19 protein-coding genes and 1 pseudogene are annotated in these 12,085 nt (G+C 35.8%); all 20 read left to right on the top strand.

The annotated features are described in order from the left end of the window. Positions 1 to 56: 56 nt before the first annotated feature. The 20 genes and pseudogenes from MHI25_RS22155 (at position 57) to MHI25_RS22060 (ending at position 11,894) form a co-directional block, all read left to right on the top strand. Entirely contained in the window at positions 57 to 248 is a 192-nt protein-coding gene (locus MHI25_RS22155; protein WP_256715830.1) for a tyrosine-type recombinase/integrase, read from the top strand. A 579-nt stretch (positions 249 to 827) separates the two neighbouring features. Continuing rightward, positions 828 to 1,298 (top strand): hypothetical protein, encoded by a 471-nt coding sequence (locus MHI25_RS22150; protein WP_340394313.1) that lies wholly within the window; start codon positions 828 to 830, stop codon positions 1,296 to 1,298. Positions 1,299 to 1,322: 24 nt separating this feature from the next. Beyond that, positions 1,323 to 1,670 (top strand): hypothetical protein, encoded by a 348-nt coding sequence (locus MHI25_RS22145; RefSeq protein WP_076129450.1) that lies wholly within the window; start codon positions 1,323 to 1,325, stop codon positions 1,668 to 1,670. 37 nt (positions 1,671 to 1,707) lie between these two features. Further along, the gene (locus MHI25_RS22140) at positions 1,708 to 2,265 is read left to right on the top strand and encodes a GNAT family N-acetyltransferase (RefSeq protein WP_081393667.1); all 558 of its coding nucleotides are present in this window, start codon (positions 1,708 to 1,710) and stop codon (positions 2,263 to 2,265) included. Positions 2,266 to 2,295: 30 nt separating this feature from the next. Beyond that, positions 2,296 to 2,706, top strand: a complete 411-nt coding sequence (locus MHI25_RS22135) for a hypothetical protein (RefSeq protein WP_076129451.1) — start codon at positions 2,296 to 2,298, stop codon at positions 2,704 to 2,706. 73 nt (positions 2,707 to 2,779) lie between these two features. Then, the gene (locus tag MHI25_RS22130; protein WP_076220639.1) at positions 2,780 to 2,992 is read left to right on the top strand and encodes a hypothetical protein; all 213 of its coding nucleotides are present in this window, start codon (positions 2,780 to 2,782) and stop codon (positions 2,990 to 2,992) included. Between the two features lie 18 nt (positions 2,993 to 3,010). Continuing rightward, positions 3,011 to 3,502 (top strand): hypothetical protein, encoded by a 492-nt coding sequence (locus MHI25_RS22125; RefSeq protein ID WP_076129453.1) that lies wholly within the window; start codon positions 3,011 to 3,013, stop codon positions 3,500 to 3,502. Between the two features lie 34 nt (positions 3,503 to 3,536). Continuing rightward, a complete protein-coding gene (locus MHI25_RS22120) occupies positions 3,537 to 4,238 on the top strand; it encodes a hypothetical protein (protein WP_340394311.1) in 702 nt (233 codons plus the stop codon). A gap of 130 nt (positions 4,239 to 4,368) precedes the next feature. Then, positions 4,369 to 4,560 (top strand): hypothetical protein, encoded by a 192-nt coding sequence (locus MHI25_RS22115; protein WP_256715831.1) that lies wholly within the window; start codon positions 4,369 to 4,371, stop codon positions 4,558 to 4,560. Positions 4,561 to 4,936: 376 nt separating this feature from the next. Next, positions 4,937 to 5,749 (top strand): HNH endonuclease signature motif containing protein, encoded by an 813-nt coding sequence (locus MHI25_RS22110; protein ID WP_340394308.1) that lies wholly within the window; start codon positions 4,937 to 4,939, stop codon positions 5,747 to 5,749. A 34-nt stretch (positions 5,750 to 5,783) separates the two neighbouring features. After that, positions 5,784 to 6,320: a hypothetical protein gene (locus MHI25_RS22105; protein ID WP_076129457.1), complete on the top strand. Its 537-nt coding sequence runs from the start codon at positions 5,784 to 5,786 to the stop codon at positions 6,318 to 6,320. A 36-nt stretch (positions 6,321 to 6,356) separates the two neighbouring features. Continuing rightward, positions 6,357 to 6,890 carry a 3'-5' exonuclease gene (locus tag MHI25_RS22100; RefSeq protein WP_076129458.1) on the top strand — a complete coding sequence of 178 codons (534 nt, stop codon included), beginning with the start codon at positions 6,357 to 6,359 and terminating at the stop codon, positions 6,888 to 6,890. A 106-nt stretch (positions 6,891 to 6,996) separates the two neighbouring features. After that, positions 6,997 to 7,257, top strand: coding sequence for a hypothetical protein (locus tag MHI25_RS22095; RefSeq protein WP_340394305.1), 261 nt, complete (start codon positions 6,997 to 6,999; stop codon positions 7,255 to 7,257). A 28-nt stretch (positions 7,258 to 7,285) separates the two neighbouring features. Beyond that, a complete protein-coding gene (locus tag MHI25_RS22090; RefSeq protein WP_076129460.1) occupies positions 7,286 to 7,648 on the top strand; it encodes a hypothetical protein in 363 nt (120 codons plus the stop codon). 292 nt (positions 7,649 to 7,940) lie between these two features. After that, positions 7,941 to 8,066 (top strand): annotated as a pseudogene (locus tag MHI25_RS22085) (sporulation initiation factor Spo0A C-terminal domain-containing protein); the annotation flags it as partial. Between the two features lie 996 nt (positions 8,067 to 9,062). Then, a complete protein-coding gene (locus MHI25_RS22080) occupies positions 9,063 to 9,239 on the top strand; it encodes a tyrosine-type recombinase/integrase (RefSeq protein ID WP_179086313.1) in 177 nt (58 codons plus the stop codon). A 741-nt stretch (positions 9,240 to 9,980) separates the two neighbouring features. Next, positions 9,981 to 10,277, top strand: a complete 297-nt coding sequence (locus MHI25_RS22075; protein ID WP_076129461.1) for a hypothetical protein — start codon at positions 9,981 to 9,983, stop codon at positions 10,275 to 10,277. A 319-nt stretch (positions 10,278 to 10,596) separates the two neighbouring features. Next, positions 10,597 to 10,749, top strand: a complete 153-nt coding sequence (locus MHI25_RS22070; protein WP_179086314.1) for a hypothetical protein — start codon at positions 10,597 to 10,599, stop codon at positions 10,747 to 10,749. Between the two features lie 429 nt (positions 10,750 to 11,178). Further along, entirely contained in the window at positions 11,179 to 11,397 is a 219-nt protein-coding gene (locus MHI25_RS22065; protein ID WP_076129462.1) for a hypothetical protein, read from the top strand. Between the two features lie 92 nt (positions 11,398 to 11,489). Continuing rightward, entirely contained in the window at positions 11,490 to 11,894 is a 405-nt protein-coding gene (locus tag MHI25_RS22060) for a hypothetical protein (protein ID WP_340394298.1), read from the top strand. Positions 11,895 to 12,085: the final 191 nt, after the last annotated feature.

The following is a 12,085-nucleotide window of genomic DNA, read 5'->3' as shown; positions in this document are numbered from 1 at the left end:
TAGACTTCTTGTTGACGCTTAGCTTTGAATTCTCCAGCATTAAATTGTTTTGTCACTTGATCGAGAAGAAAGGACACAACGTCCATCAGACTCGCCACAGCTTCATTACAGGACTTGTACGTACAGGAGAAGATATAAGCGTTATTCAAAGCTTGTGTGGACACAGTTCAGCAGATATGATTTTAAGGTATTCGATGCCAAGTGAAGAAGATAAGCGGAATGCTGTTGATCGTATATTAAAAGATTAGCCACCTCATAAAGGTGGCTTTTGTTTTATTGGACGGTGGGGGTAGGTTAAAATCCATAGTATGATTCTAGTTTCAAGGATCACTAGTAGTACATCTAGTTCGTGACTATATTTAGAAATTAGATATGATTATATAAGAATACTTTTCCAATTATGGTATGATTATTTCGTGTGTTATAAATTGGATTAATACGATTTAGCGAGTTAGGTTTGATGCTAATTGAATCTAAGAACCCCATGAAAACTACATTTCATGGGGAAAGAGGTGGGTGAAGTGAGAAGGGAAATTCATAAAACGAAGAAGAGTTTAATGACAATTGCCCATGTGCAGGAAGCATTTGGTTATTTGTAAATGATATCAAAGATACCGATGTAAAATGGTTTTTTGATGTTGGATACTCACACTATCCCGAAGATGTTCACTGGGCGATTTATAAGTCATATGTTACGGATGAATATAAGGATTATGTTTTATCAGTTATCGCTGAAAAAATGAAAATGGAGAATATGAAGCGAAAGTGCATAAGAAAATTGATAATTTGATCAAATAATACTTTCATTAGGGGTGGGAGCAGATAATATGGACGCAGCATGGATTGGTGTAATTGGTGCTTTGGGTGGAGCTGCAATATCTTTGCTAGGAAACATAGTGAACAATCGTTACTTACTATGGAAGGAGAGTGAAGCCAGAGTTTGGGAAGAAAATAAAAACAAAAACGACAAAGAGATAAAACTACAGACTGACAAATTTAAGGTGTATAACGCTGTTCTAAAAGAGGATGGTGAGCATGAGTACATAAGAGAAACTGAAGAAAGTTACCTCCAGTTGAAGGTCTTTGATAAAAAGCGATATGTAGATAAAATGAGACCAATATTAATGTCTGATCTCCATCTACTTTCAAATACAGTATTTTTGCTGGTACGCAAACTGGACAGTTATACCTATGACGATTTGAATTATATTGAATCTGATGAATGGTCTGATGATATGAGTAAAGACTATGCTGAACTTATTAATGAGATTGAAAATGAGTACAAGAGACAAATATAGGATATTAAAAACGAGGTGAGTATTATGGGCAGACATAAGATAAATGAAGAAGATCGGGTTCAAGGAATGATGATTAATTTAAAAGGATTCATACTGGACAATATCAATAATGATCTAAACGCAATGAATGAAATTTACGCTTTTATTGAAAGTAAATGGGGCGAAAAAGATGTTGAGAAATACGATAAGCAAAGAAAAGAGAAGCGAATAGAGTGGTTACAGAGAAATTTAGAAGATAGTAAGAACAGATTGACTGAGCTGGAGACTAAGTATGTCATTAATTCTGATCTTTATAAAATGATGAGTCCAGCAGTTATTAAGAAGATTGCTGAATTTGAAAATGAATTATCATTAATTAATGAGGCTTTATGATACTGAGTAAGACAATTCTTGTATAAGGGATGATCTCATGAGAAAGTGGCTATCAAATCTTATTTACCCCAGAGTATTTGAAATGAATGAGTACCTTGAAAAATCGAATTCTAACTTGCAAAGACTTAGATCTGAAGCAGTATTGGAAGCTAACAAGAATGAAAAAATAATTGATGCTGTAAAATGGATAGTCAAGGGAGATTATAGAATTCTTGCTATAGATTCAACAAAATCAACTTATCACTATCCCGAAGAAGTAATTCTCTATGGTTATAACGACGATGATATTCAAATCATGGTTACTAGTCCAAATAGAAACTATAAGTATTTGACAATCAACACAAATTTAAATTTATTAAACAAGACTATATTTATTGAAGACATTGAGTGTTCTGAAAATAATGTTAATAAAGGTTATGGGTCTTTGGCTATGGATTGTCTAATTAATATTGCCAAATCAAGAAAAATTGAAAGAATTCGCGGTAGACTTTCAAGCGTTGATAAAGATCATTTTGATCGTTTGCAACATTTTTATTCTAAGTTTGGTTTTAGTGTGAATATGGATACAGGGTTGATTGAATTGGTTTTAAAATGAATCTTTTACTGAATCTTGAGGAGAGATGTTATGTGGGATAAGAAGCACGATGCAAATCTTATTGCTCGAAATGATATTCCTCTAGATATTGGTATTTATACATGGTACACCAAATCAAACGAAGAACTAGTTTACATAGGAAAGGCAACGGGCAAAGGTGGATTAAGAAAAAGAATTTGGTCACAGCATTTGAATCCAAAATATTTAGAATGTAGGACATCAAAGTTTACCAGTAAAGATTCTTTTCAAGTAAACAATCCAGTCCGTCATAATAATAAGATAGGTATTGATAAATCAGCCTTTAGAAAAAGTGTGGCTAGAGAATATTTTTTATTGGCTGGAAATGATTCAGTTCAGTATTTGAAAAACAATTATTTGATAGCATTCGAAAGCTATAAGAACTTAAGTCCAGCAGAAATTGCTACTTTAGAATTAAAATGAAGCCTAAATTTAACATTACACACAAATGAAAATCGATGATGAAATTAGCCTTTCATGAGGAGATGAACAAGGTATGTATAATGAAATAGCTCAATTTATTGCTGACCATTTTCAGGTGAAACGTATTAATGTAGCTGCGACCATGGGTGTGTTCGGGGATGAAGAAGGGCTTTCAGAAATTATTGAAGAAATCGAAACTAGTTATTCCATTAAACTAAATGATCTGAAGAGTGTTGCGGAAATGAATATCCACGATTTTATCGTTGCTGTCACAAACAGACTATAAAGTGGGAGTGCTGATTAGATGGATACAATTATTACTGCCTTTATTGCACCTGTAGTTGTTGCTGCAATAATTTCTGCCATTGTATCAAGGTCAAACAATAATAAAACAATGTCTCTTAAGTACATAACAGAGGAACGAGCAAATTGGAGAAAAACTATCAAAGAAAACGTATCTGAGTTATATGCGTTGGCACTAAATCCAAACGAAAAAAGCGAAGTGCGTATCAGTGAGTTAGTAACTTTTTTGATTATAAGTTTAAATCCCTCAAAGAAAGCAACTAATAAATTAGATAATAGAATTGCTTCACTGCTGGTGGATATTGAAAAAGGCCAAAGAGATAAGGATACCCTTTATGAATTGCGTTATTGTATTAGTGTTCTAATGAAACATGACTGGGAACGGTCAAAGAATGAAACAAGAGGAATTTTAAATAAGTATTCTGATGAGCATATTAAATCAAAAACACTAGATGAGTATTATGAGCCAGTGCTAAACAACAAAACTCAATAAAACCAATCTTTCATGAGGAGATGGTAAGGGATATATGACCACACATTTTGGAGTAAAGGTACTCAATAGAGATGGTGAATTAAAACTAACCACCGATAATTATGTGAAGAAAAGTGATAAAGATAATGCCGCTTCGTTTGAAGAATCAAAGCTTAAGTTAGAGAAGGTTATGACTCGTTTTGATCTCAATATGAGGTATTTCAAGTCGTTGTCTTGGATCAACTTTAATGAAGAACTGAGTAAGTTCGTAATCTCGAATAATTTCTATGAAATTAACGATCTTAATTATGTAGAAGATATTTATGGGTTTTATGTCATGGTTTTAGATGAGTATTGTCAAATTTATATTGGCACTAGTAGTCGTGGTCATGGTATAAAAAGTAGAATCCCCCAACATTGGAGAGAGCAGATATCATTTGATCGACTTAGGTGTGAGGATAGTGGCTCTTTTGTCATAGATAGTTTTAGAGCTTTAGATACTACTAGGATTTTTGTGTGCCCTGACGATGAACATAAGTTTTATGAAGATTATACATTAAATGAATTCCTTGAAGGTCGATTGGTTGCTAAATTTCCCGTAGATTATTGCTTGAATCAAAGTATGTCGAGTATACCAAAAGAGTTTTTGTTTGAAAGGCTAAGGGAGCGCGATCTAAGAGATTTGAAGGTGTATGGCAAGAGTCATTTAACGTCGAAGTTTGAACGAATAAGCCAAAGAGCCGAGAAGAAGTCGTGAAAATGATGATAGATGTGATAGTTACTGATGTTGTGGCTTGATGTACAGATAGATATTTGAAGAGCAGATAAAACGAATCTTTTATTTAGAATGACGATTTTAACAATTAAATTTAAAAGGAGAGATTTTATTGGAACACATTCAATCGGACGACGTTGAAGAAATCAGAAGACAGTGGAAAGAAAAAAATGGAGACAAACCTTGTAATCATCCGAATTTACTCAAAGAATATTATTTAGGATCATCAACAGGAGATTATGTTTGTGACCAATGTGGTATGACTGATTCGAAATCCAGTTGGAATAAAAGAAATAAATTATAGCAATGAAATGTGAGTTTTAAGTAGATCATTAGGAGGAATTTAAAAATGGAAAAGACAAAATGGATTGTTATTTGCCCTAATTGCGAAAATTGAGGAAGTAACGGAAGATGAATATACCGAAGATGAATTATATAAGAAAGGTTTTCTTTTAGATACACAAAGAAAAAGAGTGATTAAACATTGTTTACCATGCCTTACAAATGTCAATCGTAGGGGCTATCCATAAATACAAAGAGTGAATGAAATATGACTTTTATGTGCTTTAATTAAGCGAGCTAATTACGTAATTTTATTATGAATTAAGAATTACAAAATAAAGGAGTGTATTATTCTGAGACCCATAGTGCTCGAAAGGTCTATACTTGCTCTCAATATATTGGCAGATCTACTGGGCTATGAAAAGCCTCAGCCTGTAAGAGGGAAATATTACGAGTCAGTATCTAAAATTAACGATGGAGAAAAAATAGCATTCTTCAAAATTGATAGAGATGCTATTCAAGATATAAACCTAAACTTCATCAATAGAAAGCAATATGTTGAGCACATTAAAAGACAAGAAGAGAACAATATTCATACTTTACTTTACGTTGTTTATGCTGAAGAAAATGGGTTTCAATTAATCATACCTAGAAAATTAGCGGATGAATATTTTGCACATAACAAAAATGTGGATGGTCAATGGGCAATTACAATGACAACCGATAATGCATTAAAGGATTTAATCTCTAGAGGAGCAATATATATAAAACTTGATGAGATTTTCCAAAATGGAGTAAATAGTGCGCAAGTAGAACAAGTAGTTAGATCTCTTCCTTTAGAGTCGATCCTAAAGAAGGCTATTAATCATAAAGATAGTCGAGTTTTACTTAAAGAAGCAAAGTACTATGAAAGAGATGAAACAGTAAAATTAGTAGCAAAAATTTTGGCAAATGGAGACTGTCAACTATGTGAACTGCCAGCACCATTTCTCGATTCACAGGGCAATCCATTCCTTGAATCCCATCATATTATTTGGCTTTCTAAGGGCGGTTTTGATACACTTGAAAACTCTATCGCTCTCTGCCCAAATTGTCATAGTAAGATGCATATTTTAGATAAGGAAGAAGACGTAGAAAAGTTAAAGAATAGAGCGTCAAAACTGTATAATGAATTGTTAAAGAAATATCCATTCATTGAAATTACAAAATGAAAGTGGCATTTCATAAAGAGTGGGGTGTTTGTACTTGGATGATGTACTTAAAATTTTAGAAAAGTTTGAAGGGATTATCGGAGCATTGTTGGGGGTCATGCTGACTTTAATAATGACTGAGATTTTAAAGAAAACTGGAAAATTTATATTTTACGTATCAAAAAATGAAGTGGTTTTCCAAAAACGTAAAAATCCATTATTTTCTGATTATGACACGGTTAGTGACATCTCAGATTCGGATCAAATAAAAATCAATTTAGTGTTGGAGATATTTAACTCGTCTGATACACCAAAGGTATTGAGAAAAGGGGTGTTTAGTTTTTATGAAAACAATTCCTTAATTCTTTCTTTAGAGCCAAAAGATAACTCGACAGCTAGGTCAAATGGACATTGGACAATTAGAGATGGTTTTATAAACGCCAATGTGAAGAATAAAGAAATTATCACCATCGATCTCTCTAATGTATTAACTAAAGAACAAACGGAGACTGTCAGAAGATGTACTAAAGTGTTCTTTGAGATAAAAGACTCAAAGAACAAGAAATACAAAATATTGCTTAAAGAGTTTTAATATGTAGAAATAAAAAATAAGAAATGGAGTCAGTAAATGAACTATATTATTTTTGATTTAGAGGCAACTTGCTGGGAAAATGATCGTTCAAGACAAAATGAAATTATTGAGATTGGAGCCGTTAAAGTAAACGACAAGCTTGAAATTGTCAGTGAATTTCAAACGTTTATTAGACCGAAATTAAATCAGCAACTAGCGGATTTTTGTAAAAAGCTCACCTCAATCACACAGGAAGACGTAGATAAAGCACCAGGATTTTCACAAGCTCTTTTTGAATTCAAAGAATGGATTGGAAATGAACAGTTCTATTTGTGTTCTTGGGGATTTTACGACAAAAGCCAATTTAAAAAAGATTGCGAATTACATAAGATAAACACTGATTGGCTTAAAAAGCACATCAGCATTAAGCACCAACATGGGAAAATGATCGGAATTGAAAAAGGTATTGGTATGGAACGAGCGTTAAAGATGTTGGACTTGCCCTTGGATGGCACTCATCATAGAGGTATTGATGATGCAAAGAATATTGCTAAAATTTTTGTCCGAATTTTTGATAAGCTGGAATTCTGATAAATCATACATTTTATAGGAATGGAGTCAGAGTATGAGGGGAAAGTCGATCATTGCTTTCTTTTTTATTGTATTGATAAGTGTTTTTGTAGGCCAATCATATTCTTTGGCCACAGGAGTAGTGAAGCCTGTACCAACCGCAGTTCCGACCCAGCAGCCACAGGAAATGATTCAAACCAACGATTCAGTCGCTGTTGAAAAATTGTATGAAGTATTAATTCAGACGAAAGATGATAAAATTTTAATAATGTCTAATATAGTGAATTGGTTGCTTGCAATTGCTTCTATTTTAGTGGGTATTATTGTGGTTGTTTTTGGCTGGATGCTAAAAAAGATTAAACTCAAAGTGATCAAGCAGAGATGTTAATCAAACTCAATCGGATATTCAGAATTTCTTGAATTCTACTGAATTTCAAACCAAACTTTCTAAATTGGATCAGGATATTATCAAAGCTAATTTGCATCTGGATAGATTGATTGCGGAAGATGAAATGAGAAAAAATCAAGAACTACTTAGGCATAAGAGAAGTCTACACTTAAGTATAGAAGACGTACTAAATTGGTTTTCTGTATATAATCCCATGCATGAGAGAATTGACAATCCTGTTGATTTAAAAGTTTTTGAAAAAGCAAAGAGTTTTGTGGCTCTAAATACTTCTGAAAAAGATAATTGGAATAACGATGATCTTCAGGAGTTGTTAGAAAAGGTTTGGTATCTTAGAGACAAGTATAGAAGAGAAGGCGATGCAATGATCTAATAATACATCGAACAAATAAATAAAACGGATGAAATTTTCCTTTTAGGGTAAGAAATTACTCATACATCCAAATACGTTGTAACGAAAGCACCTTCTCATTTAGAGTTATAGGTGTTTTTTTGCATATGAGCTATTAATACAATGAGTTTATAGGCTTTGAACTTGTCTTCATGTTTAAATCATAATACAATATTTACAGACCGATAAATTATGGTCATTAAACCTATAAATACCTAGTGAGATGGGAAAAGTATAAGGTTTGAAATATCGTTGGACCCTTACGGCTCTAGGCGGCAACATCGATTCCATCAGCCATTTATTCGGCTACACCATTAATATCTCCAAATCTAAGCCTACTAACTCGGAATTTATTGCCATGGTAGCCGACAAGCTGCGGATTGAGCATAAGGTTAGTTGAAACGCTGGTGTTACGCGGAATAAGGACGTTTGATAGAACATTTGTTCACGTCAACTTGTACGTTCGTTGAACGGAGATTCCGATAAACTATCGGTGTGCGACTCCGTTAAACTTTCCGTATTCGCCTAATGTAGTAGCGCTAATTTATCGGACGTTTAGCTAAAGTAAATCTTAACGTAAGTTCACGGTATATACAAACATGCGTCAATCTCTCCGGAGATTGGCGCTGTATTTATGTTAGGGGTTGTCGTCAAATTTAACGACATTTATAAATATCAGGAGGCGGAGGTGGGGATACTAATAATGTCACCTATAAAACGTTCAAATCCAAAAAGTAATCGTCCGTTGTTTGAGCTTCTCGATGAGTTTATGGAGACAAAGAAGTTACAAGGAATTAGTCCACATACATACGACGACTACGTACGTAATGTTAATTTGTTTATTAAACGATACCCCAGCGCATGGAGTTCTCACATCGCTCTTAAGGCGTCTTTAATAGAACACCTTTCTCAAGAAGGAATTGCCCCCTCAACATTTAATAACCGACTTGTCTATTTAAGGACATTCTTTAAGTAGTGTGTTAGTGAAGGGTACCTTAAAGAAAACCCTTTAGGTACTTTAAAAAAAGCGTAAAGAATGCTCTCGAATTGTAGCTATCGATTTAGAGGTGTTCAGGAACTTCTGAGTGTGCCTGATCAATCTACTTTTGTAGGTATGAGAGACTACACTCTTATATTGTTAACTTTGGATACGGGAATAAGGCCTTCTGAAGCACTCGGATTGTTACCAGACAACCTTAATTTAATGACGGGGAGTATTTATATACCTGCAGCAAAAGCTAAATGAGGGTAGCGCGCACATTAAGCATTTCCGAAGTAACAAAAAATGCACTAATAAGACTCGTTCAATTACGTCCGAGGTTTTGGGCAAATAAAGTACCCATATTTTGCACCGAGTCAGGAAACAAGCTTAACCGTCACGTGTGGGGTGATCATCTTGAACATCATAGTAAGAGTCTTGGTGTTCATATCCCGCCCTTATGACTTAAGACATGCATTTTCACTAGAGTTCATTCGTAATGGTGCGTTAGCCTTTTCGCTACAAAGAACGCTCGGGCATGTTGATATTACAATGACTAAACGATATGTAGCATTAGTAGACGATGATTTGTGATAGAGCACGCAAAGGCGAGTCCCGAGTAGGATGAGCGCTGGTCTCTTTGGAGGTCAGCGTTTTTGCCGATATTATCGAGCATTATACGAAGCGAGAGTGTAGTTAATGGCGCAGTTAACTAACGATATATCCGTGGGTTTAATCTGTATTTACATGATAAACCGAGTAATGTAGCGTTAAGCTGGCGAGATGCGGTCGCAGTATTTCAAGAACGGTAGAAAAAAGAAAACGTGCGTGCGGCGTAGTATTCGGGAGTAAACGGGAGATGATCGAGATAGATGTAAGGAAAGAGGGGAAGAGCCAGGCGGATATATGTTAACATTTACCGAATTATCGTTAACATTAACTGAAAAATTGTTAACAGTATTTCAACAGGTTATTAACGATTGTTAACATTAACTGATTTTTCCGAAGAATCGACTGACACTACGATAGTTTACTCAATCACCGGATTTGGAGTTTTACGATTTGCTATCTATCATTCTATAATCGGTGGTGTAGAGTCAGTAAGGCCAGTATAAAATAATACAAGAAAATCCGATTTCGGTCCAAAATTCACACAGATGGTCTAGACTACCATGGGGTTTTTCTCTTAAATACTCGATATATCGCAGAATCTCTAATTGGAAACTTTTATATATGAGGAGGTATACTTGTGCCATAGCTCAGATCACCGCCGACCAACGTAAAGACTGGCGCAATCTACCTCTCGCGGATTGGAATACGCTGACCGTCTAGGTGATGATTACGGAGCTAAATTGCGACCGTTACGGAGTCGAAACGTACATTCCGGCTGCGGGCGGTTATCGCTTCGAACAAGGCGTAATCAAACGTGCGCTCAAGCTGTACGGTGCGGGTCCTTTACGCGAAACGATCGAACGTGCCTTCGCAGAACATCGCGTAACAACGAAATATACGCAGTTAACGGCGGTTTTTTTGATAACGTATCTCTTGCCGCGTATAATGCCGCAAGTCCTTGCGAACGGGCAACGTAAGGAACGGGTAAAGGCAGCGCAGGAGTCGGCGGAGTTTTTGTAAGAAAAAACGTAATAGGAAGTTGATCCTCTGACACATTATTTGGTAAATATGGTTGTGATAGAGCTGGTTTTATTCGATTTTGGTCCAAAAGCGCTAAACATAGCTTAAATATGGGCTTGTCAAGCTACAATTTCAAACCATATTTGTTGAATGACAGTTGTTTATATCTGAGATAAAGTAAATATAGAAGGAGGAACGCAATTGACGCACGCTAAAAACTGCATATTATCCGTACAGTGTACGTTGCGGATACCGCCGCAGTAATTAACTCGTATATTATCCGCATATATCGGATCTCACCAATGAAAAGGGGCAACCGTTGGAACGTTCGGCTTACTTTTTCGATGTGAATGCGCTCCTGGAGTTATATACAGAGTTATCCTACCAAAACCGTACCATCGCGGTTCTTGATGAGATCGGAGTACGCGTAGCTTCGGACAGATTCCACATAGCGGAATTAGTTATCGTGTGACGAACACCATGCCGGCTATATGCCATCGAATATAGCGATCGAAGATTTAGCGGAGGTATTCGACGCGAGTTTAGCGGATCGTATACGTGATATGCATGGTGAAGTGGATTTCATAGCGAGAATAAAGACATTTTCGAAAAACGGCGTCAGCATGAGTATTTAAGAGAAAATGAGAGATCGTTTAACTTAACATATCTCATGTAGACAGAAAAATGTACCCTAAATGGATACTTTTGTATACAAAAGTAACTATTATGTATACAAAAGTGGTTGTTTTGTATACAAAGTATAATAAGAGAGGTTTTAGTAAGATAGCTTAAATTCAACTTTGCAACAATACTGCTTGTTTCATATAATCTGAGGTGAGACGGGCGATGTCCAGGCGATAATGCGACTCGGCATTTAACGTACGGATTACGGTAATTCGTCATGAGAACGAAGACGATACTCGCAGATTCAACGTACCTGTTCGGAACTGATACGCTGGCACACGAAGGGCACGGCGTAATCGAACTCGGCAAAGGGCGTAATAGCGGCGAGGATACGCGCGTTGAGATCGTATATCTACCGAATTGGGGCATCGTGCAGGAGACGGATTTAGCGGATGAGGCTGCGCAGTTTGTGGCGTTGATTTTAGTGGGTTTATAAAAGTTTATTTTTATATGTAAAAAGTTTATTTTAAGTATTTACTCCAACCATTGGTGTGTGTATAATCAGAATATACCAAGGGAGGTAATGAAATGGATGCAAATACAGAATATTTTAAGAGGCTTGCCCAAGATCAGCGCATGAGAGAGAAGCGAGATAGAGGTGAGGAGAAACGAATTACGGTGGTGTTAAGTGAGTATGATTATAATCGTCTTGCTTATATTGCAAAACTATCAAGTCTTAAAAGAAGTACTATAGCAAAGAATATGATAATTAACGCCCTACTCAGTGCTGAAGAAGTTTTTGGATTGAGTGAGTATGTTGAGCTTGAAGACTCACAAGGTGAGCCGACAGGAGTGCTGACAAAATATGGGGAGTATATCAATGGTAGAGTGATTGGAGATGAGGCATACGAGGATGATGGCTCGAGAGATAAACCTGCGGCTAAGACTTCACCACGGCGTCCTGTCACAAGAAAAAATTTAACGATCGAGTGAGTACTTGGAGATATATGAACTCTATTAATCACGAAATCTTTTTCGCGGCCGTCGAACGCTACCCTTGGCGCAATCTCCATTACGCCCTCGACCTCCCAACTTCTGTAAGATCCTAACATTGACTACTGCGGTTTGGTTGAATTATGTTCGATGAAACAAGAGTAGAATTGATGCCTCGTTTCAATAAACAA

The sequence above is a fragment of the Paenibacillus sp. FSL E2-0177 genome, assembly GCF_037992975.1.
GTDB classification, from domain to species: Bacteria; Bacillota; Bacilli; order Paenibacillales; family Paenibacillaceae; genus Paenibacillus_AQ; species Paenibacillus_AQ odorifer.
This window is presented reverse-complemented; position numbering and strand designations above follow the sequence as displayed.

Bases quoted from the DNA above. Each gene is read 5' to 3' on its own strand.
- MHI25_RS22150 (WP_340394313.1), top strand. From the start codon at position 828: ATGGACGCAGCATGGATTGGTGTAATTGGTGCTTTGGGTGGAGCTGCA.
- MHI25_RS22145 (WP_076129450.1), top strand. From the start codon at position 1,323: ATGGGCAGACATAAGATAAATGAAGAAGATCGGGTTCAAGGAATGATG.
- MHI25_RS22140 (WP_081393667.1), top strand. From the start codon at position 1,708: ATGAGAAAGTGGCTATCAAATCTTATTTACCCCAGAGTATTTGAAATG.
- MHI25_RS22135 (WP_076129451.1), top strand. From the start codon at position 2,296: ATGTGGGATAAGAAGCACGATGCAAATCTTATTGCTCGAAATGATATT.
- MHI25_RS22130 (WP_076220639.1), top strand. From the start codon at position 2,780: ATGTATAATGAAATAGCTCAATTTATTGCTGACCATTTTCAGGTGAAA.
- MHI25_RS22125 (WP_076129453.1), top strand. From the start codon at position 3,011: ATGGATACAATTATTACTGCCTTTATTGCACCTGTAGTTGTTGCTGCA.
- MHI25_RS22120 (WP_340394311.1), top strand. From the start codon at position 3,537: ATGACCACACATTTTGGAGTAAAGGTACTCAATAGAGATGGTGAATTA.
- MHI25_RS22100 (WP_076129458.1), top strand. From the start codon at position 6,357: ATGAACTATATTATTTTTGATTTAGAGGCAACTTGCTGGGAAAATGAT.
- MHI25_RS22075 (WP_076129461.1), top strand. From the start codon at position 9,981: ATGATTACGGAGCTAAATTGCGACCGTTACGGAGTCGAAACGTACATT.
- MHI25_RS22065 (WP_076129462.1), top strand. From the start codon at position 11,179: ATGAGAACGAAGACGATACTCGCAGATTCAACGTACCTGTTCGGAACT.
- MHI25_RS22060 (WP_340394298.1), top strand. From the start codon at position 11,490: ATGGATGCAAATACAGAATATTTTAAGAGGCTTGCCCAAGATCAGCGC.